This is a genomic window from Streptomyces auratus (assembly GCF_050433025.1).
Lineage (GTDB): Bacteria > Actinomycetota > Actinomycetes > Streptomycetales > Streptomycetaceae > Streptomyces > Streptomyces sioyaensis.
This window is the reverse complement of the sequence record NZ_JBNGCB010000001.1, coordinates 2,189,869-2,214,917: the sequence shown is the minus strand read 5'-3', so window position 1 is coordinate 2,214,917 and position 25,049 is coordinate 2,189,869. Positions and strand designations below refer to the sequence as shown.

Genomic DNA, 25,049 nt, shown 5'->3' with positions numbered 1-25,049 from the left:
GCTCAGGCCTGTACGAGGCGCCTGCGGCGCAGCAGGCCGGCCAGTGCGTCGGCGAAGGCGACCGGGTCCAGCGGATGGGTCACCGCGGCGTCCGCCCGGCTCCAGGTCGCTAGCCAGGCGTCCTGGGGGCGGCCGATCAGCAGCAGCACCGGCGGACACTGGAAGATCTCGTCCTTGATCTGCCGGCAGACGCCCATTCCGCCCGCGGGGGCGGTCTCGCCGTCCAGTACGCAGACGTCGATGCCGCCCTGCTCCAGCGCCGTGAGCACGGCCGGTGCGGTGGCGCACTCCAGGATCTCGATCTGCGGGGCATCGGCGGCGGGGCGCCGTCCGGCCGCCAGCCGGACCTGCTCGCGGGTGCCCGCGTTGTCGCTGTAGACCAGCACCGTGGCAGTCGCCTGCATCGTTCCTCCACGCTTCGTAGCGGCACAGCATCGGGTGGGGCGGATGCTACTCCCGCGGGGGGTGCCGACAGGAGGGGTCGGACGGATCCGGGATCTTCCCGACGGGCCGTCAGGAGAGGTCCCGACGGGGTCCGGGCTCCGCGTCCCGGCCGCTGCGTCCCTCCTTCGAGCGATCGCCGAAATGGGCCGTACGAGCAGGGCATACGCCCTTGACACACCGAACGGGACCCCCCGGAGTGAGGGCGGGATAAGCGACCGACATAATGTCGGTCGTGGCGACAGCAACGACAGTAGAAACCGGGCACGCGCACCCGTCGGTCAATCGGCCGAACCTCACCAGCGTCGGAACCATCATCTGGCTGAGTTCCGAGCTGATGTTCTTCGCGGCCCTCTTCGCGATGTACTTCACCCTTCGATCGGTGACCGGCGAGGCGTATTGGAAGGAATCCGCCAGTGCGCTGAATCTTCCGTTCTCCGCGACCAACACCACGATCCTGGTGCTCAGCTCGCTGACCTGCCAGCTCGGCGTTTTCGCCGCCGAGCGCGGCGACGTCAAGAAGCTCCGGGCCTGGTTCGTGGTCACCTTCATCATGGGTGCGATCTTCATCGGCGGTCAGGTCTTCGAGTACACCGAGCTGGTCAAGCACGAGGGCCTGTCGCTCTCGTCCGGCCCCTACGGCTCGGTGTTCTACCTGACCACCGGCTTCCACGGACTGCATGTGACAGGCGGTCTGATCGCCTTCCTGCTGGTCCTGGGCAGGACGTACGCGGCCAAGAGGTTCACCCACACGCAGGCCACCGCGGCCATCGTCGTGTCCTACTACTGGCACTTCGTCGATGTCGTCTGGATCGGCCTCTTCGCCACGATCTACCTGATCCGGTAACCGGTACGGGGCCTTGCCGGGCCCGCATATCAGACAGACATAGCCAAAGCATCGACGCAGAAGATCCTGACACCGGGGTAATCCGTGAAAAAGCTCTCCGCACGACGGCGCCATCCGCTGGCGGCGCTCGTCGTCCTACTCTTCGCGCTGGCGGTCACTGGGGGGCTGTACGCCGCGTTCGCGCCGGCGGACAAGGCTCAGGCCGATGACACCGCCCAGTCTCTTGCCATCAAGGAGGGCAAGAAGCTCTTCGCCGTGGGCTGCGCAAGCTGCCACGGCACCGGCGGTCAGGGCACCTCCGACGGCCCGAGCCTGGTCGGCGTGGGCGCCGCCGCCGTCGACTTCCAGGTCGGCACCGGCCGTATGCCCGCCCAGCAGCCCGGCGCCCAGGTGCCGCGGAAGCGGAACATCTACACCAACGCCCAGATCGACCAGCTCGCGGCCTACGTCGCGTCGCTGGGTGCCGGCCCGACCATTCCGGAGAAGTCGCAGTACAACTCCGAGGGCGCCAACATCGGCAAGGGCGGCGAGCTGTTCCGCACCAACTGCGCGCAGTGCCACAACTTCACCGGTAAGGGCGGCGCCCTCACCAACGGCAAGTTCGCACCGACGCTCGAGGGCGTGGACCCGAAGCACATCTACGAGGCCATGGAAACCGGCCCGCAGAACATGCCCTCCTTCGGTGACGGCTCGCTGTCGAAGCAGAACAAGAAGGACATCATCGCGTACCTCGGCGCGGTCAACGGCGATGAATCGGAGAGCCCGGGCGGCCTCGACCTCGGTGGTCTCGGTCCGGTCAGTGAGGGTCTCTTCGGTTACATCTTCGGCCTGGGCGCGCTGATCGCGGTCGCCATCTGGGTCGCGGCCCGGACTACGAAGGCCAAGAAGTCATGAGCGAGACTGGACGACACGAAGACGTGCCAGAAGAAACCCTTCCCGGTGAGCGGGAGACGGCTCACGAGGGTGCGGTGATCACGGCGGAGAACCCGTTCGCCGACCCGGGTCTGCCGCCCCACGAGCACCGTGCCCAGGACATCGACGAGCGGGCCGCCAAGCGCTCCGAGCGCACCGTGGCTCTCCTCTTCGTCGTGTCGATGATCGCGACGGTCGCCTTCATCGCCTCGTATGTGGCGATCCCGATCGACAAGATCGTCTACATCTGGCCGATCGGCCACATCAGCGCGCTGAACTTCGCGCTGGGGCTGACCCTCGGTGCGGCGCTCTTCTGCATCGGCGCCGGCGCGGTCCACTGGGCCCGCACGCTGATGTCGGACGAGGAGGTCGCCGACGAGCGCCACCCGATCGAGGCGGCCCCCGAGGTCAAGGCCAAGGTCATGGCGGACTTCGCAGAAGGTGCGAAGGAGTCGCAGATCGGCCGCCGCAAGCTGGTCCGCAACACGATGTTCGGCGCGCTGGCCCTGGTGCCGCTCTCCGGCGTCGTCCTGCTGCGTGACCTCGGGCCGCTGCCCGGCACCAAGCTGCGGACGACGAACTGGAAGAAGGGCGTCCGCCTCGTCAACGCGTCCACCAACCTCCCGCTGCGTCCCGAGGACATCGCCGTCGGTTCGCTCACCTTCGCCAAGCCCGAGGGTCTGGAGGAGGACGACGAGGAGTTCGCGGAGAAGATCGCCAAGGACGCCCTGATGCTCGTGCGGATCCAGCCGCAGAACATCAAGGACAAGCACGAGCTGTCCTGGTCGCACGAGGGCATCGTGGCGTACTCCAAGATCTGCACCCACGTGGGCTGCCCGATCAGCCTGTACGAGCAGCAGACGCACCATGTGCTCTGCCCCTGCCACCAGTCGACCTTCGACCTCTCTGACGGTGGTCGGGTGATCTTCGGTCCGGCCGGTCACGCCCTGCCGCAGCTGCACATCACGGAGAAGGACGGCTTCCTGGAGGCCGCAAACGGCTTCGAGGAGCCCGTCGGCCCGAGCTTCTGGGAGCGCGGATGAGTAACGAGACGAGCGCGACCACCACGCGCCGTGGCCAGGCGCCACGGGGCGAGCGGATCGCCGACTGGGCGGACGGCAGGCTGGGCATCTACAGCCTCGCCAAGTCCAACATGCGCAAGATCTTCCCGGACCACTGGTCCTTCATGCTGGGCGAGGTCGCGCTTTACAGCTTCATCATCATCATCCTGACCGGTGTCTATCTGACGCTGTTCTTCCACCCGAGCATGGCCGAGGTGACCTATCACGGTTCCTATGTGCCCATGCAGGGAATCCGGATGACGCAGGCCTTCGAGTCGACGCTGAACATCAGCTTCGACGTGCGGGGTGGTCTGCTGATCCGCCAGATCCACCACTGGGCCGCGCTGGTCTTCCTGGCCGCGATGATGGTCCACATGATGCGGGTGTTCTTCACCGGCGCCTTCCGCAAGCCGCGCGAGGTCAACTGGCTGTTCGGCTTCCTGCTGTTCGTGCTGGGCATGTTCACCGGCTTCACCGGTTACTCGCTCCCCGACGACCTGCTCTCCGGCACCGGTGTGCGGTTCATCGAGGGCGTCATCCTGGCGATGCCGCTGGTCGGTTCGTACCTGCAGTTCTTCATCTTCGGCGGGGAGTTCCCGGGGCACGACATCATCCCGCGGTTCTTCACGGTGCACGTGCTGCTGCTGCCGGGCATCATGCTCGGCCTGCTGGTGGCGCACCTGATCCTGGTCTTCTACCACAAGCACACCCAGTTCCCGGGTGCCGGCAAGACCAACAACAACGTCGTGGGCATGCCGCTGCTGCCGGTCTACATGGCCAAGGCCGGAGGCTTCTTCTTCCTGGTCTTCGGTGTGATCGCGGCGATCGCCGCGATCGCCAGCATCAACCCGGTGTGGGCCATCGGCCCGTACCGCCCCGACCAGGTGTCCACCGGCGCCCAGCCCGACTGGTACATGGGCTTCGCCGAGGGTCTGGTGCGTGTCATGCCGGGCTGGGAGTGGAACTTCTGGGGCCACACCCTCAACTTCGGCGTGCTGATCCCGATCCTGATCTTCCCGCTGGTCCTGGTCGCCATCGCGGTCTACCCGTTCGTGGAGTCCTGGGTCCGCGGCGACAAGCGCGAGCACCACATCCTGGACCGCCCGCGCAACGTCCCGACCCGTACGGGCTTCGGTGTCGCCTGGCTGATCGCGTACTTCGTGATGCTGATCGGTGGCGGCAACGACCTGTGGGCCACGCACTTCCACCTGTCGATCAACTCGATCACCTGGTTCGTCCGGATCGCGTTCTTCGTGGGGCCGGTGCTGGGCTTCATCGCCACCAAGCGGATCTGCCTGGGTCTGCAGCGGCGCGACAAGGACAAGGTGCTGCACGGCCGCGAGTCCGGCATCATCAAGCGCCTGCCGCACGGTGAGTTCATCGAGGTCCACGAGCCGCTCGAACAGGAGCAGCTGCACCTCCTCACCCAGCACGAGCAGCCCGAGCCGCTCGAACTGGGCCCGGAGGTCGACGAGAACGGCGTGCGGCGCAAGATCCCGCGTACGCAGAAGCTGCGCGCCAAGCTCTCCGAGAGCTACTACGGCGAGGACAGCGTCATCGCCAAGCCCACGGTCGAGGAGTACAAGGAGATCACCAGCGGCCACGGCCACCACTGATCACCGCGGCGCCTCGTAGCGCACCGTAGGGAGCACGCCACCCAGAGGGTCCCGTCCGGACGGACGGGGCCCTCCGGCGTGTCCGGCGGCTCGATAGGGTGAGCGACAGAAGCAGGAGACAAACCAGGAGTGTGGACCATGAGCGTTGCGACCCCCTTTGGCGGCGACAGCGTGGCGGCCCAGACCTGGCCGGGCCTCCTGAACGCCCTGCTCGACGGCCGTGACCTCACCGCGGACGACACCGCATGGGCGATGGACAAGATCATGCGGGGCGAGGCCGGCGACGCCCAGATCGCCGGGTTCGCGGTGGCGCTGCGGGCCAAGGGCGAGACCGTCGCGGAGATCTCCGGCCTCGTGCGGACGATGTACGAGCACGCCCGGCTGATCGAGGTGCCCGGGCCGAGCGTGGACATCGTCGGCACCGGCGGCGACGGAGCCAAGACCGTCAACATCTCCACGATGTCCTCGATCGTGGTGGCCGGCACCGGCGCCAAGGTCGTCAAGCACGGCAACCGCGCCGCATCCTCGGCCAGCGGCGCCTCCGACGTCCTGGAGAAGCTCGGGGTCAACCTCGATCTCACCCCGCGACGGGTCGTCGAGGTCGCCGAGGAAGCAGGGATCACCTTCTGCTTCGCGGTGAAGTTCCACCCCTCGCTGCGGCACGTCGCCAACGCCCGGGGCCAGCTCGGCATCCGCACCACCTTCAACGTGCTGGGCCCGCTGACCAACCCCGCCAAGGTCCGCGCCCAGGCGACCGGCGTCGCGGACGCCCGGATGGCGCCCATCCTGGCCGGGGTGCTCGCCGAGCGCGGCTCCTCGGCGCTGGTGTTCCGCGGCGACGACGGCCTGGACGAGCTGACCACGACCGCGACCTCGCGGGTGTGGGTCGTCCGGGACGGCACGGTGCGCGAGGAGGCCTTCGACCCGCGGGACGTGGGCATCGACCTGGTGCCGGTGGAGTCGCTGCGCGGCGCGGACGCCTCGTACAACGCGGAGGTGGCGCGCCGGCTGCTCGACGGCGAGACCGGGCCGGTACGCGAGGCGGTGCTGCTGAACGCGGCGGCGGCGCTGGTCGCCCTGGAGCCCACCGATGCCCCGCTGGCGGAGCAGATCCGGGCCGGTATCGCCACCGCCGCCGCCGCGATCGACTCCGGGGCGGCCAAGCGGGCGCTGGAGCGCTGGGTGGCGGCCAGTAACGCCTGAGCGCCCGGTCACGCAGGGTGTGACGCAAGGCCCGTTCCGTCATATGGACCGGGCCTTGCGGCGTACCGGCGGTATGGCATGATTCTGCGCAGGTCACGAGTGACAGCGACACAGGCCCCGGCCCGCTGTCCGGCAACCCTCCTTCCGTGGCGGGGTGCCCCGGGTGATGACCAGGCCGCAGGCAGCGAGGTCTGCGGCAAGCGCGGATCCCTCGCCAGGGATCCTGGTCCTCGAGGGAGAACTTCCGTGAATCAGCGAATGCGATAGGGCTCGACGGCCCCTTCTCCGCATCCCTTTTTCCTTTCCGCTGCGGTGCCCCGACGGTTCCTTCCGTACGCCCGCCCGCAGCGAATTCGCTTACCTCTTACGGGAGTTCGCCATGTCTGTTGCCGCCGTTGCCGCCGACCGTTCCGTTTGTGCCCCGCTGCCGGTTCTCGGCCGGGATGTCCGCGTCCCGCTCGTGACCGGCGGCGAGGTCGACTACGCCGCGCTGGACTACGCCGCCAGCGCCCCCGCCCTCCAGCGCGTCTGGGACGACGTCGCCGCCTACGCCCCGTACTACGGCAGCGTCCACCGCGGCGCCGGATACCTCTCCCAGCTCTCCACCGACCTCTTCGAGAACAGCCGCCGGACGATCGCGGAGTTCCTCGGCTGCCGCGCCGACGACCAGGTGGTGTTCACCCGCTCGACCACCGACTCGCTGAACCTGCTGGCCGCCGCCCTCCCGCAGGGCACCCGGGTGTTCGTCTTCGAGACCGAGCACCACGCCTCGCTGCTGCCGTGGGAACAGCGCGCGGATGTCGCCGTGACCTACCTCAACGCGCCGCGCACCCCGCGGCAGGCGGTGGACACCCTGGAGAAGGCGCTGGCCGAGCGCGAGCCCTACGGCCCCGCGCTGGTCTGCGTGACGGGCGCGTCCAACGTCACCGGTGAGCTGTGGCCGGTACGGGAACTGGCGGCCGCGGCCCACGCGCACGGCGCGCGAATCGTGCTGGACGCGGCGCAGCTCGTCCCGCACCACCCCGTGGACCTCGCCGAGCTGGACGCCGACTGGGTCGCCTTCTCCGGCCACAAGCTGTACGCGCCGTTCGGCGCCGGTGTGCTGGCCGGCCGCGCGGACTGGCTGCAGGACGCCGCACCGTACCTGGCGGGCGGCGGCGCCAGCCGCAAGGTTTCCCGCCGTACGGACGGCGGGGTGGACATCGAGTGGCACACCACCGCGGCCCGGCACGAGGCCGGCTCGCCGAACGTCATCGGCGCCTACGCCATCGCCTCCGCCTGCCAGGCACTGACCGAGGCCGGTTTCCCGGAGCTGATCGCCCGTGAGCAGGAACTGATCGACCGCGTCCGGGCGGGCCTGGCCGAGGTGCCCGAGGTCCAGGTCCTCTCGCTCTTCGGCGCCGACGCCGCACGCGTCGGCGTCCTCTCCTTCGTCGTCGAGGGCTGGAACAGCTCACACTTCGCCGCGGCCCTGTCGGCGGAGTACGGCATCGGCGTCCGCGACGGCCTGTTCTGCGCCCACCCCCTGGTACGGACCCTCCTGGGCAGCGAGCCGCAGGACCCCGGGGAGTGCGGCGCCCCGGAGGCAGCCCCCGGCGAGCGATCGCTGAACGCCATCCGCGTGAGCTTTGGCGTGGGCACGCCGGATGAGCACGTTGACCGCTTCCTCCGCGCGGTCAAGGAACTGGTGACGGACGGCGCCACCTGGAACTACCGCACTGAGGACGGCCGTTGTGTTCCCGTGCGTAGCGCGGGTTGATTCCCACGTTTTCGGCTGTCCCGCCGTGGTGGTTTTTCGCCGTTGCGCTTTGCGGCGCGCCGCACGTTGTCGGCTGGCCCGCCGTCGGGGTGTTTCGCCGTTGCGCCTGCGGCGGGCGTGGGTGGTCGGGTGCGGTGCCGCTCCTCCGGACTTCGTCCTGCGGCGCGGCCCCTCCCGTAGTGGGTGGGAAGAGGCCGGTGGGGGCGGGCCCCGGCCGTCGTCTGCGTGTAGTCGAGGGATGAGGTCCGCCCCCACCGGTCTTCATCCACCCCCAACGGGAGGGGGCGGACCGCAGGACGGAGTCCGGAGGGCCGGTCCCGCAGCCGATCAGCCAGCGCAGCGGCAACCAGCCCGCCGCAGGCGCAACGGCGACAAACACCCGCGGCGGGCCAGCCGACAACGTGCGGGTGCGCCGCCGAGCGCAACGGCGAGAAGAACCACGGCGGGACAGCCGAAAACGTGGGGAAAAACAGGCCTACGCGTCGAGGCCAATCGCAAAGGCGGCCTCAAGGTCGTGCTGGGAATACGTGCGGAACGCGATGTGCGTCTCCGTGGAGGCGACGCCGGGGACCTTGCTGATGCGGCCGGGGATGACGTCCGCGAGGTCGTCATGCGCGGCCACCCGCACCATCGCGATCAGATCGTGGGCTCCGGTGACCGAGTAGACCTCGCTGACCCCGTCCAGGGCGGCGATCTTCTCGGCGATCTCGGGGATCTGGTCCACGCTGGTCTTGATGAGCACGATCGACGTGATCACGGCTGGCTCTCTCCCTCGGTCGCCCGGTCGTTCCGCCTGGTGGCCCCCACACTATCCCTCCTGTAGCGGGCCCAGGCGTAGAGGAAGCCGAGCGCGAACCCGATGACATGGGCGAGGTAGGCGACCCCGGGGCCGCGCGGGTCGTGCTGCGCGGCCTGCCACTGCAGGAAGAACCAGAACAGCAGCACCATCCAGGCGGGAAAGCGCAGCGGCAGGAAGAACAGGAAGGGGAAGACGCTGGTCACCCGCGCTGTGGGGAAGAGATAGAGGAAGGCCCCGAGCACCCCGGAGATCGAGCCGGAGGCGCCCACCAGCGTCTGGTCCGAGGAGGCGTGGGCGGCCGCGTAGCCGAGCAGCGCCAGGTAGCCGATGATGAGGTAGAAGGCGGCGAACGGCAGCCGGCCCATGCGTGCCTCGGCCATCCCGCCGAAGACGTAGAGAAAGAGCATGTTGCCGAGCAGGTGCAGCCAGCTGCCGTGCACGAACAACGCGGTGAGCGGCGTGATCAGTGCCCGCACCGAGCCGCTCCACAGATCCAGCGGGATCACGCCCCACCGCTCGAAATACGCGGTCTGGGCCTTCAGCAGGGCATCACCGGTGCCGTATATCCGGTTCAGGCCGGATGCCGGGCCGATCACGAAGACCGCGCAGCACAGGCCGATCAGCGCATTCGTCAGCCGCGAGAACACCGCGGTCAGGGACCGGGTGGCATGCGGCGGACGGGGGAGGAGACCGGACGAGCGGGGTGAGCGGGGAGAGGGGGCCGGCGCCGTCATGAAGTGATCATTGCTCAATGGGGGCAATCGGGACAGAGCGCCTCGCCGCATCCCGGCACCCGGGCGGGCCCGCACCGGCCCCCCGTCAGGCCGTAGGGTTACAGGCAGTACTTTGCGTATTTCCGCAGTCCGACGGCGCACCGCGTGAACGGCGCAGCTGCACGAGATCGACGAGCACGAAAGAGGACGACAGGATGTCTGTTCCCCTGCCGACGGACGGAACCCGGTGGCGCTGCACGCTGTGCGGCAACCTCACCCGTTTCGACGTGACCCGCCAGGCCAAGGTGGTGGAGTACGTCCATCTGGACCTGGCCGGCGAGCCGAAGGTGGAGGAGCGCGAGGTGCTCAGTGAGAGCATCGAGTCCGTGCGCTGCCGCTGGTGCAACGCGGTCGACCAGATCGAGCTGGTGGACCGTCCGGGCGCGAACGCCTGAGATCGGAGCGAGGCAGCCGTGGTGGAGCGTCCAGAAGGGGAGCCGGGGGCACAGCGTGACGACGTACCCGAGGGTGCGGCGGATGAGGTGCTCGACCGACCGCTGCCCGAGGGCGTACGGCGCCGGGTCGTGGCGCTCACCGCGGAGTCGTTCGGCGCGCTGACGGTTGCCGAACTCCCGCCCCCGCTGCGGCAGTACGCCCGTTTCACCCCGACTCGCCGGGCCAAATTCGCCGGAAATGCGATGGCTTCCGCCTTGGAGGGCGATGCGGTCTTCCGGCAGCGCATCGCCGGCAAGCTGCGCGAGGCGCAGCCGGAGCTCGCCGCGGCGCTGGAGCACGGCAATCCGCCGGCGGCCGCCGAACCCCTCGATGTCGCGGCGGCCGCCTATGTGCTGCGCCCCGAGGGCTGGGTCAAGCTCGTCGCGGCGGCCGGCGAGGAGGCCCAGCGGGCGCGCGCCGAGCGGGCCGGCGAGGAGGCCGAGCGGGAACTGGCCCGGCTGCGCGAGGAGCTGGCGCAGGCGCGCGGCGAGGCCCGTACGGAGGCCGACCGGATCCGGGCCGACCTGGACACCGTCCGCAAGGAGAACGAGTCGCTGCGGCGCAAGCTGCGCAGCGCGCTGAGCGACGTCAAGCGCGGTGAGGCCGCGGTGCGCAAGGCCGACGCCGCCCTCGCGGAGACCCGGGACCGGGCGGCCACCGAGAAGACCGCCGCGGACAGTGAGGTGCGCCGGCTCAAGGCCCGGATCGCCGAGGCCGAGACGGCGCTGGAGACCAGCCGGCGGGCCGCCCGCGAGGGCCGCAGCGTCGAGGACATGCGGGTGCGGCTGCTGCTCGACACGGTGCTGGACGCGGCCCAGGGGCTGCGCCGCGAGCTGGCGCTGCCGCCCGCCAACGTCCATCCCGCGGACACCGTCGAGGCGGTCGCACCGGGCCGGATGACGCCCAAGGACATCGCCACCCGGGCGCTGTCGGAGATGGACCCGGCGCTGCTCGACCAGCTTCTGGCGCTGCCGCAGGCGCATTTGGTGGTGGATGGCTACAACGTCACCAAAACCGGCTATCCGACCATGCCGCTCGACAAGCAGCGCCTGCGGCTGCTGGGCGGTCTCGCGGTGCTGGCGGCACAGACCGGCGCGGAGATGACCTGTGTCTTCGACGGGGCGGAGCTGGCAGCGCCGGTGCTGCTCGCACCGCCGCGCGGCGTACGGGTCCTTTTCAGCAAACCGGGCGTAACGGCCGATGAGTTGATTCGTCAGCTGGTTCGGGCCGAACCGCCCGGCCGTCCGGTCGTCGTGGTCTCCACGGACCGGGAAGTGGCCGACGGGGTGGCCAAGGCCGGGGCGCGGCCGGTGGCATCGGCCTTGCTGCTCAAGCGACTTGCCCGAACCTGACGCCCGCCGGGCCCCTGGCGCCGGAACCGCCGTCCACCGCCTGTTCTCCGTACCTGAGCGTCAGTTGACGCTCACTGCCTGTGTGACGTTGGTAAAGGATGGGGCTGGTGGCGCAGAAATTTCCCCTGGGGATTTGAAGCGATCACAGCTCGGTTACTAAGGTCAGGCCCGAACCTTCATGCAGATGATTATCCAACCGGGATGATCAGTGAAGGTACCGCCGAGTCCGCGGCGTTCACGCGGAGCCGGGGTCTCACCACCCCCCACTTCCCGGTAGGCGGCTGGAGGAAGAAGGAGCTCGCCCCCGTGGCGTCCCACCGTCGACCCAAGCAGCCGAGCCGTACCCGCGTGACCGTGCTCACCGCCACCGCCGCAGCGGCCGTCGCCCTCTCGTCCCAGGCCGCCCAGGCCGACCCCCACCAGTCGAAGAAGGACGTCAAGTCCGAGGTCGACAAGCTCTACAACGAGGCCGAGCAGGCCACCGAGAAGTACGACGGGGTCAAGGAGCAGCAGGACAAGCTCCAGAAGGAGGTCGGCGACCTCCAGGACAAGGTCGCGCGCGGCCAGGGTGAGCTCAACCAGCTGCGCAAGGGTCTCGGTGCGGTCGCCTCCGGCCAGTACCGCAGCGGCAGCATCGACCCCTCGGTGCAGCTGTTCCTCTCCGGTGACCCGGACACCTACCTCGAAAAGGCCGCCACGCTCGACCAGTTGAGCGGCAAGCAGGCCGAGCAGCTGAAGACCATCGCGGACAAGCAGCGCCGGCTCGCCCAGGAGCGCGCCGAGGCCGCGGGCAAGATCAAGGACCTCAGCGAGTCCCGCAAGGCGCTCGGTGACAAGAAGGACGAGATCAAGGGCAAGCTCGCCAAGGCGCAGCAGCTGCTCAACCAGATGACGGCCAAGGAGCGGGCGGCCATGCAGGCCAAGGAGGACCGCGCCAACCGCAGCAACGACCGGGCCGACCTCGGCAACGACGTCCCGGCGTCGCAGCGCGGTGCGGCCGCCCTCCGGGCCGCCCAGTCCAAGATAGGTTCGCCCTACGTCTGGGGCGCCACCGGCCCGTCGTCGTTCGACTGCTCGGGTCTGACCTCCTGGGCCTATGCGCAGGCCGGCCAGTCGCTGCCGCGCACCTCGCAGCAGCAGGCCAACGCCGGTACCCGGATCGCCTCGCAGAGCGCCCTCAAGCCGGGCGACCTGGTGCTCTTCTACAGCGACCTGCACCACATCGGCCTCTACGCGGGCAACGGCATCGTGCTGCACGCGCCGAAGCCGGGCGCCGTGGTGCGCTACGAGCCCATGAGCAACATGGAGTTCGCGTTCGGCGTGCGGGTCTGACAAGCCTCACAACACTCTCAACCTGCCGCCCGAACGGGCGAATTGCGGCCGAGGCCGCTGACCTGCCGCCCCGTCGGTGACCTGCACAGTCACCGGCGGGGCGGCTTTTTGTGGGCGAAATGCGGTCTTTGGCCGGTGTGGACCGACGCCGCTACTGTCTGCCCGCGCAGCATCCGGTCACCGACGCCCTCCCGGGCGGCAGGGGCTGCACAGGGAAGGAGTGCGGCTCTCGTGGTGTCCCACCGCCGTACCTCGCAGCACGGCCAGAGCACCCTCGCCGGGGTCACCGTTGTGTCGGCCGCCCTGGCGACCGCGGCCGCCGGACTGTCGGCCCCGGCCGCGTCCGCCGATCCGGCCGGCCGCGCGGCCGCCGGCCGGGAAGCGGCGACCGCCCGGGTCGACAGCCTCTACGCGCAGGCGGAGCGGGCCACCGAGAAGTACGACGGTGCCCAGGCACGGACCAAGGAACTGCGCGGCCAGGTGGCGGCCCTCCAGGACCGCACCGCCCGCGCCCAGGAACGGGTCAACCGGATGCGCGGCCGGCTGGGCGCGCTGGCCGCCGCCCAGTACCGGTCCGGCGGCATGGACCCCACCGTCCAGCTGATGCTCACCGAACGGCCCGACACCTTCCTGGAGAAGGCCTCCGCGCTCGACCGGCTCGGCGTCAGCCAGGCCGGCGAGCTGCGCCGGCTCCGGGCGGCACAGCGCACCCTGGAGCAGCAGCGCCGGGAGACCGCGGCGAAGCTGGCGCAGCTGGAGGCCAGCCGCAAGGCCGTCGCCCGCCACAAGCGGGACGTCCAGCGCAGGCTGGCCACCGCCCGGCGGCTGCTGAACGCGCTCCCCAAGGACGCCAGGAAGGCCTTCGAACGGGCCACCAGGAGCGACGGGCGCCGCGAGGCCGTCCCGGACCTGCACGGGGTCGTCCCGGCCTCCGGGCGGGCCGCGGCGGCCGTCGCCGCGGTGCGCGCCGCGGTCGGCTCGCCGTACGCCTGGGGGCGCAGCGGCCCCTCGGCCTTCGACTGCTCCGGGCTCACCCAATGGGCCTACGGCCGGGCCGGTGTCTCCCTCCCGCGGACCTCGCAGGCCCAGCGCGGCGCCGGCCGGCAGGTGCCGCTCAGCCAGGCGCAACCCGGTGACCTGGTCATCTACCGCTCCGACGCCAGCCACGTCGGGATGTACGTCGGCAACGGGCAGGTCGTGCACGCGCCCTATCCCGGCGCACGGGTGCGCTACGACCCGGTCGGGATGATGCCGATCTCGGCCGTCACCAGGCCCTGAGGCACAGCCCAGCGTTTTTGCCCCGGCCGGGCCCGACCTACGATCGTCCGCATGTCACAGCAGTGGGCGGCCGGACGGCTGTCGCGGGCCGGGGCGGCGGGTGCTGCCGCTCTGGCCCTCGTGCTGCTCGCCCCGCTGGCCGGCTGCGCGCCCACGGCCTCCACACCGGCCCGTTTCCCGGACGTCCAGCGGATGCTCGACACCCGTGCGCAGGCCGTACGGAAGCGGGACGCGGCGGGCTTTCTCGCCTCCGTCGACCCGCGGGCCACCGGCTACCGCGACCGGCAGCGCGCGATGTTCGCCCACCTCGCGGGCGTACCGCTGGCCGACTGGCACTACGACCTCGATTCGACCGGTGCCTTCCCGCTCCCGTCCGGCAGCACCGGCACCCGGCTGGCCGCGAAGGTGCGGCTGCGCTACCGCCTCAAGGGCTATGACACCGCGCCGGTGCACGCCGTCCAGTACCTCACCCTGACCGAGCGCGACGGCCGCTGGCTGATCTCCTCCGACACCGACGGCGCCGAGGACGGCCACAGCGGCACCCGGCAGCTGTGGGACCAGGGCCCGGTGCGGCTGGTGCGCGGCCGGCACAGCCTGGTCCTCGGCAGCCCCGCCCATCCGGGGCGGCTGAAGGACCTGGCGCGCCGGGTGGACCGGGCGGTGCCCGCGGTCTCCGCGGCCTGGAAGGGGAAGTGGGCGCAGAAGGTCGTGGTGGAGGCGCCGGACTCGGTCGAGCGGATGGCGCAGCTGATGGGCGGCGATGATCCGTCCGGCTATGCCGGGATCGCGGCGGTCACCACCGGGGAGGCGGGCGTCGAGGCAGCCGCGCCCGCGGACCGCGTGATCATCAACCCGGACGCCTACGAGGAGCTCAACGACCTGGGCCGCAAGGTGGTGCTCACCCACGAGACCACCCATGTCGCCACCCGCGCGGCCACCACCCCGGCCACCCCGCTGTGGCTCTCCGAGGGCTTCGCCGACTGGGTCGCCTACCGCGGCGTCCACCGCAAGGCCGTCACCACCGCCCCCGAACTCACCCGCGCGGTCGCGGGCGGCAAGCTCCCCGCCCGTCTGCCGACCGATGCGGACTTCGGCTTCCGGGCCGGTGCCGACCGGCTGGCGAAGGCGTACGAGGGCAGCTGGCTGGCCTGCCGGATGATCGCCGAGAAGTGGGGCGAGGCCAAGCTGATCGCCTTCTACAAGGCGGCGGGCAAGAGCGCGATCCGGGTCGCGTCGGGGAACTCGGGGGCGCCGATGGAGGCGGCCACGGCGGCGCCCGCGGGCTCCCGGCCGGCCCGCCCGGCCCCCGGCGCCGGACACCGGCCGCTGTCCCGCGCCGACCGGACGGACCGCGTCATGCGCACCCAACTGGGCATCGGTACGGCGGAGTTCACCCGGCGGTGGCGCGCTTACCTACGGCAGCAGCTGCGGCGGTGAGGCGGGAGCCGGGGTGGTGGCCGGGGCGGCGGGCCACCGGACCGGTGCCGGGGGCGCCGAGTGTGGAGCGGGCCTGAGCCGCGAGGGCCGGCGGCGGTGGCCGCTACCGGGCCGCCGGCGGTGCCGGTGTCCGCGGTGGTGCGGCAGCGTCGGTGAGCCGGGTGGCGGCGGCCATCCCGTCCGCCGGCTTGCGGGCGCGGACGACGCCGGCGCCGTCCCCGGGCCCGTCGTCCCCAGGCCCGCCGTCCTTCGTCGAGGCCCACAGCCGGCGGCAGGCGAGCAGGGACGCGGCGACCAGCAGCCCGTTGCGGACGACCAACAGGGCGACGCCCTTCGGGTCGCTCGCCACGACATCGGCGAACCGGACGGGGAACTCCAGCAGGGTGACCCCGGTGGCGAGCAGCACCAGCACCGCCGGCAGCGTCTGCCGGCAGGCGCGTACGGTCACACACACCGCAGCGAGGCCCACCAGCCAGAGCATGTACTGCGGGCTGATCACCCGGCTGGTGGTCGTGAACAGCAGGGTGGCGGTGAACGCGGCCTCGCACAGCGTCGCGGGGCCCAGCTCCCGGGCCCGTACCCGCCACAGGAACAGCCAGCCGACGGCCGCCAGGCTCAGCGTGAGCGCCACGGTGCCGGCGACGGGGACGCCCGGCCCGAGGAACTCCAGCGAGCCGTAGTGCAGCAGCACCTGCCCCTGCCACCCGAATTGGCGGGCGACGTGGAAGGCCAGGGCGCCGAGCGACTCGACCTCCGTACCGCGGTCGCGCTGGAAGGTGAGGAAGGCCAGCGCGCCCGGTGCGGCGGCGACGAAGAACAGGGTGAGCCCGGCGGCGGTACCGGCCGCGCTCCACCACAGCGCGCGGGCCCGCCGGCCGCGTCCCGCCGCCCCGGTCAGCAGCAGCGCGGGCCAGACCTTCAGCAGCGCACCGAAGGCGATCAGCGCGCCCGCCACCCGCGGCCGGCGGACGGCCGCGAACAGCGCGGCGACGGCGACCGCGGTGACCATCAGGTCGTAGCGGGCGTACGCCGTCGGGCCCAGCAGCGCCACGCCCGCGATCCACACCCACGCCCCGGCCGGGCGGTGGCCGGGCCGCCGGCCGGCCCGCAGGAAGAGCGCGAGCACCACCGCGTCCGTCAGCAGGATCAAGGTGTAGAACGCCGGAGCGTAGTCCAGGAACGGCAGCAGACCGGGGGACAGGATCGCGAGGGCGGCGGCCGGCGGATACTGCCAGGTCACATCGGCCAGCGGGAAGGTGCCGGTCTTCAGGACGTCGAACCAGCCCTGGTAGATCACCGAGACATCGGTGGTGACGTCCGGTCCCGGCAGGACCAGCACCCGCAGGACGCACAGCAGCACCACGGCCCGGGTCACGGCCCAGGCCGCCACCGGGAGCCACACCCCGCGCGCCGTGCTGATCCTGCTCATCGTCACCTCATCGCCGCTCGTCCGGGGCCCGCCCGGCACCGCGGGCGGCTCCGGGGCACGGCGCCCTGCCTGCCGTTGCCCGCCCGAGCAGTCTGCCTGATGCCGGGTGGCGGCCGGTCATGACCGTAGGGGGGACGGGTGTGGCGGGGCGGGCCGCCGCCGTCCGGCGGCGGCCCGGTACTCTCGGGCGAACTGCCGAGACCGCCCGGACCGACCGCCGAGAGACCATCGTGCACAAGACCTTGATCGTCACGAACGACTTCCCGCCCCGGCCGGGCGGCATCCAGGCCTTTCTGCACAGCATGGCGCTGCGGCTGGACGCCTCCCAGGTCGTCGTCTATGCCTCGACGTGGAAGCGCAGCGCCGAGGGCCGCGCGGCCACCGCGGCCTTCGACGCCGACCAGCCGTTCCCCGTGATCCGGGACCGTACGACGATGCTGCTGCCCACCCCGAGGGTGACCCGGCGGGCCACCGGGCTGCTGCGTGAACACGGCTGCTCGTCGGTGTGGTTCGGTGCGGCGGCGCCGCTCGGGCTGATGGCGCCCGCGCTGCGGGCGGCCGGCGCACGCCGCATCGTGGCGACCACCCACGGCCACGAGGCGGGCTGGGCGCAGCTGCCGGCCGCCCGGCAGCTGTTGCGCCGGATCGGCGCGGGCACCGACACCCTCACCTACCTCGGCGAGTACACCCGCACCCGGATCGCCGCTGCGCTCGCCCCCGAGGACGCCGCGCGGATGGTCCAACTCCCGCCCGGCGTCGACGAGAAGACCTTCCACCCCGACTCGGGCGGCGACGAGGTACGGGCCCGGCTCGGCCTCGCCGGCCGGCCGGTGGTGGTATGTGTCTCCCGGCTCGTCCCGCGCAAGGGCCAGGACACCCTGATCGAGGCGATGCCGGCGGTGCTGTCCGCGGTGCCGGACGCGATCCTGCTGATCGTCGGCGGCGGCCCGTACGAGAAGGACCTGCACGCGCTGGCGACGGCCAAGGGCGTCGCGGACGCGGTGCGCTTCACCGGCGCGGTCCCGTGGGAGGAGCTGCCGGCGCATTACGGCGCGGGCGATGTCTTCGCGATGCCGTGCCGCACCCGCCGCGGCGGGCTCGACGTCGAGGGCCTGGGCATCGTCTACCTGGAGGCCTCCGCCACGGGGCTCCCGGTGGTCGCGGGGGACTCCGGAGGGGCACCGGACGCGGTCCTGGACGGCGAAACGGGCTGGGTGGTCCCGGGCGGCGCCCCCACCCCCACCGCCGACCGCATCATCACCCTCCTCCGTGACCCCGCCCTGCGCCGCACCATGGGCGAACGGGGCCGCGCCTGGGTGGAGGAGAGGTGGCGCTGGGACCTGCTGGCGGAGGGCCTGAAACGCCTGCTATGACGCTGCGCTTTGGCTTGGCTTCCCACGTTTTCGGCTGTCCCGCCGTGGGTGTTGGTCGCCGTTGCGCTTTGCGGCGCACCCGCACGTTTTCGGCTTTCCCGCCGTGGTGGTATTTCGCCGTTGCGCCTGCGGCGGGCGTGGTTTGTCGGGTGCGGTGCCGCTCCTCCGGACTTCGTCCTGCGGCTCGGCCCCTCCCGTGAGTGGGGAGGAAACAGGCCGGTGGGGGTGCTCGTAGGTGGTCCAGTGCGCCTCGTCGGTCGCAGTGAACCGGCTACGAGTGGCCAGCCCCCACCCACCGTCACTCACTCCACTCACGGGAGGGGACGGGCCGCAGGACGAAGTCCGGAGGAGCGGCACCGCACCCGACAACAACCCAGCCCGCCGCAGGCGCAACGGCGAGAAGCAACCACGGCGGGCCAGCCGACGACGTGCGGCGGCGCCGCAAAGCGCAACGGCGAGCAACACCCACGGCGGGTCAGCCGACAACGTGCGGCGACCTATAGATCGCCTCGATCTCCTCCGCGAAGTCCTTCGCCACCACGTTCCGCTTGAGCTTCAGTGACGGGGTGACATGGCCCGACTCCTCGGTGAACTGGGTCGGCAGAATGCGGAACTTGCGCACCGACTCGGCCTTGGAGACGGCCGCGTTGCCGTCGTCGATCGCGCGCTGGACGGCGGCCAGCAGCTCCGGGTCCTCGGCGACCTGGGACGGCGTCACATCGGCGGGGTGGCCGTGCTCCTCGGCCCAGCGGGGCAGGAACTCCTCGTCGAGGGTGACCAGCGCGCCGATGAACGGCCGGCCGTCGCCGACGACCATGCACTCGGCGATCAGCGCATGCGCCCGGATACGGTCCTCGATCACGGCGGGGGCGACGTTCTTCCCGCCCGCGGTGACCAGGATTTCCTTCTTGCGGCCGGTGATGGCGAGGTAGCCGTCCTCGTCGAGGGTGCCGAGGTCGCCGGTGTGGAACCAGCCGTCGGACAGCGCCTCCTTGGTGGCCGACGGGTTGTTCCAGTACTCGGTGAAGAGGTGCTCGCCGTGCAGCAGGACCTCGCCGTCGTCGGCGATCCGCACCACCGAGCCGGGCAGCGGCTGGCCGACGCTGCCGATCTTCTGCCGGTCCCAGGGGTTGAAGGCGGTCGCCGCGCAGGACTCCGTCAGGCCGTAGCCCTCCAGGACGGTGAAGCCGATGCCGCGGTAGAAGTGGCCGAGGCGGTCACCGAGCGGGGCGCCGCCGGAGATGGCGTGGGTGGCGCGGCCGCCGAGGACGGCCCGCAGCTTGCTGTAGACGAGCCGGTCGAAGACCTTGTACTTCAGCTTCAGCCCGAACGCCGGGCCCTCCGGGGCGTCCAGCGCGCGGCTGTAGGCGATCGCGATGTCCGCCGCCTTGTCGAAGATCTTGCCCTTGCCGTCGGCCTGCGCCTTGGCCCGCGCCGAGTTGTAGACCTTCTCGAAGACCCGCGGCACGCCCAGCACCAGCGTCGGGCGGAACGAGGCGAGGTCGTCGGTGAGGTTCTTGATGTCGGGCGCGTGGCCCAGCTTGATGGGCGCCATCACCGCGGCGATCTGCACCAGCCGGCCGAAGACGTGCGCGATGGGGAGGAAGAGGAGCACCGAGGAGTCGCCGGTACGGAACAGCGGGCGCAGCCGCTCGACGATGTTGCCGCACTCCGCGAAGAAGCTGCGGTGGCTGAGCACGCAGCCCTTGGGGCGGCCGGTGGTGCCGGAGGTGTAGACGATGGTGGCCGGCGAGTCGGCGTCGGCCAGCGCGCTGCGTGCCTCGACCTCGTCATCGGTGATGCCGGCACCCGCGGCCTGCAGCCGGGCGATGGCGTCCCGCTCGATCTGCCAGATGTTCTCCAGCTCGGGCAGCCGGTCGCGCACCGACTCCACGGTCGCCTCGTGGGTGGGGGACTCCACCAGGCAGGCCACCGCGCCGGAGTCGCCGAGGATCCACTGGATCTGTTCGGCCGAACTGGTCTCGTACACCGGGACGGTGACGGCACCGGCGCTCCAGATGGCGAAGTCCAGCAGTGTCCACTCGTAGCGGGTGCGCGACATCAGACCGACCCGGTCGCCGGGCTGCACTCCGGAAGCGATCAGCCCTTTGGCCGCGGCGCGGACCTCGGCGAGGAAGGCGGCGGCGGTGACGTCCTGCCATGCGCCGTTCACCTTGCGTCCCATGACGGCAACATCCGGGTGCTGCGCGGCATTTCGGCGGATGAGATCCGTCAGATTGCCGTCCGCGGGGACCTCGTACAGGGCCGGAAGGCTGAACTCGCGCAAGACTGCTGCTCCTCAAAAGCGCCGGCGCCACGACGCTGTGTGTTGCACCGGCGGCGGTCCATGGTCATGCAGGGGGAGATTGGACTGCCCGGACGTTACCCATGGGTATTGCTCTTGGGATAGGGGGGAACGGCCAGATGTTTGATGCGTCACATGCAGCGGGACACGCCATGGGGACTCTCCCGCGCAGACTAGACCAGCGGGTCGGTGACCCGAAAGTAACCCCAGGTACCCTGCCCCCTCCCGGCTCTGGCCAGGCCGATCTAGGGTGACGGCATGCGCGTGCATGTGGTCAGTGACGTACACGGCAACAGCCGGGATCTCGCGGCGGCCGGAGAGGGCGCCGATGCCCTGGTCTGCCTCGGTGACCTGGTCCTCTTCCTCGATTACGCCGACCATTCGCGCGGCATCTTCCCCGACCTCTTCGGCGCCGCGAACGCCGGCACGCTGGTCGAACTGCGCACCGCCCGCCGCTTCGAGGAGGCCCGCGCGCTCGGCCGGAGACTGTGGGGAGAACTGGACGCCGCGGGCGCCAGCCGCGAGTCGGTGATCGAGGGCGCGGTCCGCCGGCAGTACGCCGAACTCTTCGCCGCCTTCCCGACGCCCACGTACGCCACCTACGGCAACGTCGACATCCCGCGCCTGTGGCCCGAGTACGCCCGGCCCGGCACCACCGTCCTGGACGGCCAGCGGGTGGAGATCGGCGGCCGGGTCTTCGGCTTCGTCGGCGGCGGCCTCACGAGCCCCATGCGCACCCCGTACGAGATCAGCGACGAGGAGTACGCCGCCAAGATCGAGGCGGTCGGCGAGGTGGACGTGCTGTGCACCCACATCCCGCCCGATGTCCCCGAGCTCTGCTACGACACCGTCGCCCGCCGCTTCGAGCGCGGCAGCGCGGCCCTGCTGCACGCCATCCGCACCACCCGGCCCCGCTACTCCCTCTTCGGGCATGTGCACCAGCCGCTGGCCCGGCGGGTCCGGATCGAGGGCACGGAATGCGTCAATGTCGGCCACTTCAACGCGACCGGCACGCCCTACGTCCTCCAGTGGTGAGGCCGCCACGGCTCGGCCGGCGCGGGCCCGGTGCGTGGCCGGTGGCCGACCGGGTCCGTCGTGCCGCGCCTGCTGGTGTCCGCCCGCAGGTTCCCGCGCGGTAGCCTCAGAGCCGGTAGCAGCACAGACACGGCGTATCGGGGTCTGCCCAGCTCGGAGCTGAGAGCTCGGGGAAGAGTCGGCGGACCGGCAGGAATCGGCATGGAGGAGTCACGGCGATGGCCGAACACACCAGCTCGAGCATCACGATCGAGGCGGCACCTGCCGAGGTGATGGGAGTGATCGCCGACTTCGACCGCTATCCGGAATGGACCGGCGAGGTCAAAGAGGCAGAGGTGCTCGACAAGGACGACCGCGGCCGCGCCGCGCAGGTGCGCCTGCTGCTGGACGCCGGGGCGATCAAGGACGACCACACCCTCGCCTACACCTGGACCGGCGAGAACGAGGTCAGCTGGTCCCTGGTCAAGTCGCAGATGCTGCGCGCCCTCGACGGCTCCTACCGCCTGTCCGCGCTCGGCGGCGGCGCCCGCACCGAGGTGACCTACCAGCTGACCGTCGACGTCAAGATCCCCATGCTTGGGATGATCAAGCGCAAGGCCGAGAAGGTCATCATCGACCGTGCGCTGGCCGGGCTGAAGAAGCGCGTCGAGAGCGGCCCCGCCGACGATACCGCCGGGCCCGCCGACGGAGCCGGGACCGCCGACGAGGCCAAGAAGCTCTGAGCGTGCGCACCGTCCTCGTCACGGGCCCCGGCGGCGCGGGCCGCACCACGCTCGCCGCCGCGACCGCCCTGGCCGGCGCCCGGCGAGGCGCGCGGGCACTGCTGCTCACCACCGAGAGCAGCGCCCCGGAAACGGTGCTGGGCGTCCCCCTCGGCGCCGATGCGCCCACCCCGATAGCGCCCGGCCTGCACGCCCGGCGCATCGACCCCGGTGACCGCTTCCGCCAGGAGTTCCTCGCGTTCCAGGAGCGCGCGGGCGCCGCCCTCGATCTGCTGGGCGCCGCCCCGCTCGACGAGGACGAACTCACCGAACTCCCCGGCTGTGAGGACTTCGCGCTGCTGCACGCGCTGCGCGCCGAACACGCCTCGGACGACTGGGACTTGGTCGTCGTCGACATGCCCTCGGCCGCCGAAACGGTCCGGCTGCTCGCCCTGCCGGCCCAGGTACGCCGCTATCTGCGCCGGCTGCTGCCCCCCGAGCGCCAGGCCGCCCGCGCGCTGCGCCCGGTGCTCGCCCAGCTCGCCGGCGTCCCGATGCCGGCCCAGAAGCTGTACGACGCCGCCGAGCGCTGGGAGACCGAACTCGCCGCCGTCCAGCGCGCGATCGACGACCCCGGCACCTCCGTCCGCCTGGTCACCGACGCCGGACCGGTCGCCGCCGCCACGCTGCGCGGCATCCGCGCCGGTCTCGCCCTGCACGGCCGGCGCACCGACGGCGTGGTCGTCAACCGGCTGCTGCCCACCGGCTCCGCGGACCCCTTCCTCGCCGCGCTCTCCGGCAGCCAGCAGTCCGCCCTCAAGGCGCTGCGCGAGGAGTTCGGCGACGTCCCCGTCCACGAGGTGCCGCACCTGGGCCGCGACCCCCAGGGCGTCGGCGCACTCGACGAGTTGCTCGACGGCGGGGCCGGCGAGATCGCCGGGAGCGCGCCCGGCGAGGGGTCCGGCCGCGACCCGTGGACCGTCGAGGACCGGCTGGCCACCGACGGCATCCTGCTGTGGCGGGTGCCGCTGCCCGGTGCCGAACGCCGGGGGCTGGGCCTGGTGCGCCGCGGCGACGAGATCGTGGTCACCGTGGGCCGCTTCCGGCGGATCCGTACGCTGCCCTCCGCGCTGCGCCGCTGCACCGTCTCGGGCGCCGGACTGCGCGACGGCGTCCTGGACATCCGCTTCACCCCCGATCCCGACCTGTGGCCCAAGAGCGACTGAACGCGGTACCACCGTTCGGGTACCGTCGAGGGTGGGGCCCGCCCCGACGTGCCCGTCTTGCACCCCTTCGCCGTACTGCCTCGCCGCAGGAGTCACGGAGTTCATCATGAGCGATGCCACCGAGCGCCCCGCCGACCGCAGGGCCGAGCCCGATGCCGACGCCTGGCAGACCGCCTGCGCCGAGGACCTCGCGGCCGAGCAGGCCCGCCACCGCGCCGCCCACGGCCCGCAGCCGGGCAGCGCCGCCGAGGAGCTGCGCAAGCTCGCCGAGGCGGTCACCGACAAGCTCGCCGGCATCCAGCTGCCCGGGGCGCTCGGCGGGATCGCCGCGCAGGGCGCCGTCAACCAGCTGTTCAAGCAGGCCAGGGCCGCCGTCGAGCCGGTCATCGAGCGCAACCCCGACATCTTCGACCACCTCGCCGCGGCCGGCTCCGAGCTGCTCGCCGCCTATCGCTCCGCCGTCGAGGGCAGCGAGCGCCGCTGGACCCGCGACGACCTCGACGACCGCCCCGGCGGCCGCCGCGGCGACGATCCCCGCGACGACGACGGCCCCGCCGGCACCGAGCGGATCGACCTCGACTGACCTCGCGGCCCCGCGCCCGGGGGCGTGCCCTCCACTCCGGCCCCCTGAGGGGAGCGGCAGGCGCCCCCACCTCCGGTACGGTGGATCCCGGCGGGGTTCGAGCGAAAAACTGAGGGACACATGGGACTCACCATCGGCGTCGACATCGGCGGCACGAAGATCGCGGCCGGCGTGGTCGACGAAGAGGGCTCGATCCTTGAAACGTGCACGGTGCAGACTCCGCATGCCACCGAGGCGCTGACCGAGGCCATCGCCGAGGCGGTGCGCACCGTGGGAGCCGGCCATCACGTCGAGGCCGTCGGCATCGGCGCCGCCGGCTACGTCGACGAGAAGCGGGCCACGGTCCTGTTCGCACCGAACATCGACTGGCGCCACGAACCGCTCAAGGACAAGGTCGAACAGCGCGTCGGCCTCCCCGTGGTGGTCGAGAACGACGCCAACGCCGCGGCCTGGGGCGAGTACAGGTTCGGCGCCGGTCAGGGTCACAGCGACGTCATCTGCATCACCCTCGGTACCGGCCTGGGCGGCGGCATCATCATCGGCAACAAGCTGCGCCGCGGCCGGTTCGGCGTCGCCGCCGAGTTCGGCCACATCCGGGTGGTGCCCGACGGACTGCTCTGCGGCTGCGGCAGCCAGGGCTGCTGGGAGCAGTACGCCTCCGGCCGCGCCCTGCTGCGCTACGCCCGCCAGCGCGCCTTCGCCACCCCCGAGAACGCCCAGATCCTGCTGTCGCTCGGCGACGGCACCTCCGAGGGCATCGAGGGCCGGCACGTCAGCGAGGCCGCCCGCCAGGGCGACCCGGTGGCCATCGACTCCTTCCGCGAGCTGGCCCGCTGGGCCGGCGCCGGCCTCGCCGACCTCGCCTCGCTCTTCGACCCGTCCGCCTTCATCGTCGGCGGCGGCGTCTCCGACGAGGGCGAACTGGTCCTGGGGCCGATCCGCAAGTCCTTCCGCCGCTGGCTGGTCGGCAACCAGTACCGGCCGCATGCCCAGGTGCTCGCCGCCCAGCTCGGCGGCAAGGCCGGCCTGGTCGGCGCGGCCGACCTGGCGCGCCAGGGCTGACCGGCCCGAGGGCCCGTCAGCGCCCGCTGCTGCATCCGGCACCGCCCGTCGCGTCCCTCAGGGGTGCGGCGGGCGGTGCTCTATCTTGGC

The 25,049-nt window shown here is 71.6% G+C and carries 22 protein-coding genes and 1 riboswitch; of the genes, 17 read left to right on the top strand and 5 right to left on the bottom strand.

The genetic code is table 11. The annotated features are described in order from the left end of the window. Window positions 1-2: 2 nt before the first annotated feature. Complete coding sequence (locus BKA18_RS09485; RefSeq protein WP_006606087.1) at window positions 3-404, bottom strand: hypothetical protein; 402 nt, start codon at window positions 402-404, stop codon at window positions 3-5. A 263-nt stretch (window positions 405-667) separates the two neighbouring features. On the opposite strand from BKA18_RS09485, the gene ctaE reads away from it, so the two are divergent. From ctaE to BKA18_RS09455, 6 genes are all read left to right on the top strand, one after another. Continuing rightward, the gene (ctaE, locus tag BKA18_RS09480; RefSeq protein WP_006606088.1) at window positions 668-1,288 is read left to right on the top strand and encodes an aa3-type cytochrome oxidase subunit III; all 621 of its coding nucleotides are present in this window, start codon (window positions 668-670) and stop codon (window positions 1,286-1,288) included. A gap of 84 nt (window positions 1,289-1,372) precedes the next feature. Then, window positions 1,373-2,182 (top strand): cytochrome bc1 complex diheme cytochrome c subunit, encoded by an 810-nt coding sequence (qcrC, locus tag BKA18_RS09475; protein WP_006606089.1) that lies wholly within the window; start codon window positions 1,373-1,375, stop codon window positions 2,180-2,182. After that, entirely contained in the window at window positions 2,179-3,243 is a 1,065-nt protein-coding gene (qcrA, locus tag BKA18_RS09470) for a cytochrome bc1 complex Rieske iron-sulfur subunit (protein ID WP_040899425.1), read from the top strand. Before qcrC ends, qcrA begins: the two co-directional genes overlap by 4 nt. Continuing rightward, window positions 3,240-4,877, top strand: a complete 1,638-nt coding sequence (qcrB, locus tag BKA18_RS09465) for a cytochrome bc1 complex cytochrome b subunit (RefSeq protein WP_366048636.1) — start codon at window positions 3,240-3,242, stop codon at window positions 4,875-4,877. Before qcrA ends, qcrB begins: the two co-directional genes overlap by 4 nt. 138 nt (window positions 4,878-5,015) lie before the next feature. Beyond that, complete coding sequence (gene trpD / locus BKA18_RS09460; RefSeq protein ID WP_366048637.1) at window positions 5,016-6,080, top strand: anthranilate phosphoribosyltransferase; 1,065 nt, start codon at window positions 5,016-5,018, stop codon at window positions 6,078-6,080. A 91-nt stretch (window positions 6,081-6,171) separates the two neighbouring features. Next, a riboswitch (SAM riboswitch) is annotated at window positions 6,172-6,289 on the top strand. A gap of 170 nt (window positions 6,290-6,459) precedes the next feature. Then, entirely contained in the window at window positions 6,460-7,839 is a 1,380-nt protein-coding gene (locus BKA18_RS09455) for an aminotransferase class V-fold PLP-dependent enzyme (RefSeq protein WP_366048638.1), read from the top strand. A gap of 475 nt (window positions 7,840-8,314) precedes the next feature. On the opposite strand, the gene BKA18_RS09450 is transcribed toward BKA18_RS09455, so the two are convergent. Together BKA18_RS09450 and BKA18_RS09445 are read right to left on the bottom strand one after the other, a co-directional pair. Then, window positions 8,315-8,596 (bottom strand): Lrp/AsnC family transcriptional regulator, encoded by a 282-nt coding sequence (locus BKA18_RS09450; protein WP_006606094.1) that lies wholly within the window; start codon window positions 8,594-8,596, stop codon window positions 8,315-8,317. Next, window positions 8,593-9,372, bottom strand: a complete 780-nt coding sequence (locus BKA18_RS09445) for a rhomboid family intramembrane serine protease (RefSeq protein ID WP_429638284.1) — start codon at window positions 9,370-9,372, stop codon at window positions 8,593-8,595. Before BKA18_RS09445 ends, BKA18_RS09450 begins: the two co-directional genes overlap by 4 nt. Before the next feature lie 194 nt (window positions 9,373-9,566). Between BKA18_RS09445 and BKA18_RS09440 the strand changes: the two genes are divergently transcribed. From BKA18_RS09440 to BKA18_RS09420, 5 genes are all read left to right on the top strand, one after another. Beyond that, window positions 9,567-9,806, top strand: a complete 240-nt coding sequence (locus BKA18_RS09440) for a hypothetical protein (protein WP_040899430.1) — start codon at window positions 9,567-9,569, stop codon at window positions 9,804-9,806. Between the two features lie 18 nt (window positions 9,807-9,824). After that, window positions 9,825-11,198 (top strand): NYN domain-containing protein, encoded by a 1,374-nt coding sequence (locus tag BKA18_RS09435; RefSeq protein ID WP_078568761.1) that lies wholly within the window; start codon window positions 9,825-9,827, stop codon window positions 11,196-11,198. 306 nt (window positions 11,199-11,504) lie between these two features. Beyond that, entirely contained in the window at window positions 11,505-12,530 is a 1,026-nt protein-coding gene (locus BKA18_RS09430; RefSeq protein WP_366048639.1) for a C40 family peptidase, read from the top strand. A gap of 231 nt (window positions 12,531-12,761) precedes the next feature. Next, window positions 12,762-13,808, top strand: a complete 1,047-nt coding sequence (locus tag BKA18_RS09425) for a C40 family peptidase (RefSeq protein WP_006606099.1) — start codon at window positions 12,762-12,764, stop codon at window positions 13,806-13,808. A 51-nt stretch (window positions 13,809-13,859) separates the two neighbouring features. Continuing rightward, entirely contained in the window at window positions 13,860-15,245 is a 1,386-nt protein-coding gene (locus BKA18_RS09420) for a hypothetical protein (RefSeq protein ID WP_366048640.1), read from the top strand. A gap of 103 nt (window positions 15,246-15,348) precedes the next feature. On the opposite strand, the gene BKA18_RS09415 is transcribed toward BKA18_RS09420, so the two are convergent. Continuing rightward, complete coding sequence (locus tag BKA18_RS09415) at window positions 15,349-16,674, bottom strand: glycosyltransferase 87 family protein (protein WP_366048641.1); 1,326 nt, start codon at window positions 16,672-16,674, stop codon at window positions 15,349-15,351. A 230-nt stretch (window positions 16,675-16,904) separates the two neighbouring features. Here BKA18_RS09415 and BKA18_RS09410 point away from each other — a divergent pair, with 230 nt between their 5' ends. Beyond that, window positions 16,905-18,047 (top strand): glycosyltransferase family 4 protein, encoded by a 1,143-nt coding sequence (locus BKA18_RS09410; RefSeq protein ID WP_366048642.1) that lies wholly within the window; start codon window positions 16,905-16,907, stop codon window positions 18,045-18,047. A gap of 475 nt (window positions 18,048-18,522) precedes the next feature. Here BKA18_RS09410 and BKA18_RS09405 read toward each other — a convergent pair whose 3' ends face one another. Next, window positions 18,523-20,334: an AMP-dependent synthetase/ligase gene (locus BKA18_RS09405; RefSeq protein WP_006606103.1), complete on the bottom strand. Its 1,812-nt coding sequence runs from the start codon at window positions 20,332-20,334 to the stop codon at window positions 18,523-18,525. Window positions 20,335-20,610: 276 nt separating this feature from the next. On the opposite strand from BKA18_RS09405, the gene BKA18_RS09400 reads away from it, so the two are divergent. From BKA18_RS09400 to BKA18_RS09380, 5 genes are all read left to right on the top strand, one after another. Then, the gene (locus BKA18_RS09400) at window positions 20,611-21,387 is read left to right on the top strand and encodes a metallophosphoesterase family protein (protein WP_006606104.1); all 777 of its coding nucleotides are present in this window, start codon (window positions 20,611-20,613) and stop codon (window positions 21,385-21,387) included. 218 nt (window positions 21,388-21,605) lie between these two features. Then, complete coding sequence (locus tag BKA18_RS09395) at window positions 21,606-22,109, top strand: SRPBCC family protein (RefSeq protein WP_147249091.1); 504 nt, start codon at window positions 21,606-21,608, stop codon at window positions 22,107-22,109. 2 nt (window positions 22,110-22,111) lie between these two features. Beyond that, window positions 22,112-23,314, top strand: a complete 1,203-nt coding sequence (locus tag BKA18_RS09390) for an ArsA family ATPase (protein WP_366048643.1) — start codon at window positions 22,112-22,114, stop codon at window positions 23,312-23,314. Between the two features lie 106 nt (window positions 23,315-23,420). Beyond that, on the top strand, window positions 23,421-23,897 hold the full coding sequence (locus BKA18_RS09385; protein ID WP_093482764.1) for a DUF5304 domain-containing protein: 477 nt from the start codon (window positions 23,421-23,423) through the stop codon (window positions 23,895-23,897). Window positions 23,898-24,017: 120 nt separating this feature from the next. Then, the gene (locus tag BKA18_RS09380; protein ID WP_006606108.1) at window positions 24,018-24,959 is read left to right on the top strand and encodes an ROK family glucokinase; all 942 of its coding nucleotides are present in this window, start codon (window positions 24,018-24,020) and stop codon (window positions 24,957-24,959) included. Window positions 24,960-25,049: the final 90 nt, after the last annotated feature.

What these genes read in the sequence shown, in the direction of transcription:
- BKA18_RS09485 (WP_006606087.1), bottom strand. Translation starts at nt 404, where the DNA reads ATGCAGGCGACTGCCACGGTGCTGGTCTACAGCGACAACGCGGGCACC.
- ctaE (WP_006606088.1), top strand. Translation starts at nt 668, where the DNA reads ATGTCGGTCGTGGCGACAGCAACGACAGTAGAAACCGGGCACGCGCAC.
- qcrA (WP_040899425.1), top strand. Translation starts at nt 2,179, where the DNA reads ATGAGCGAGACTGGACGACACGAAGACGTGCCAGAAGAAACCCTTCCC.
- qcrB (WP_366048636.1), top strand. Translation starts at nt 3,240, where the DNA reads ATGAGTAACGAGACGAGCGCGACCACCACGCGCCGTGGCCAGGCGCCA.
- trpD (WP_366048637.1), top strand. Translation starts at nt 5,016, where the DNA reads ATGAGCGTTGCGACCCCCTTTGGCGGCGACAGCGTGGCGGCCCAGACC.
- BKA18_RS09455 (WP_366048638.1), top strand. Translation starts at nt 6,460, where the DNA reads ATGTCTGTTGCCGCCGTTGCCGCCGACCGTTCCGTTTGTGCCCCGCTG.
- BKA18_RS09445 (WP_429638284.1), bottom strand. Translation starts at nt 9,372, where the DNA reads ATGACGGCGCCGGCCCCCTCTCCCCGCTCACCCCGCTCGTCCGGTCTC.
- BKA18_RS09440 (WP_040899430.1), top strand. Translation starts at nt 9,567, where the DNA reads ATGTCTGTTCCCCTGCCGACGGACGGAACCCGGTGGCGCTGCACGCTG.
- BKA18_RS09420 (WP_366048640.1), top strand. Translation starts at nt 13,860, where the DNA reads ATGTCACAGCAGTGGGCGGCCGGACGGCTGTCGCGGGCCGGGGCGGCG.
- BKA18_RS09415 (WP_366048641.1), bottom strand. Translation starts at nt 16,674, where the DNA reads ATGAGCAGGATCAGCACGGCGCGCGGGGTGTGGCTCCCGGTGGCGGCC.
- BKA18_RS09400 (WP_006606104.1), top strand. Translation starts at nt 20,611, where the DNA reads ATGCGCGTGCATGTGGTCAGTGACGTACACGGCAACAGCCGGGATCTC.
- BKA18_RS09395 (WP_147249091.1), top strand. Translation starts at nt 21,606, where the DNA reads ATGGCCGAACACACCAGCTCGAGCATCACGATCGAGGCGGCACCTGCC.
- BKA18_RS09385 (WP_093482764.1), top strand. Translation starts at nt 23,421, where the DNA reads ATGAGCGATGCCACCGAGCGCCCCGCCGACCGCAGGGCCGAGCCCGAT.
- BKA18_RS09380 (WP_006606108.1), top strand. Translation starts at nt 24,018, where the DNA reads ATGGGACTCACCATCGGCGTCGACATCGGCGGCACGAAGATCGCGGCC.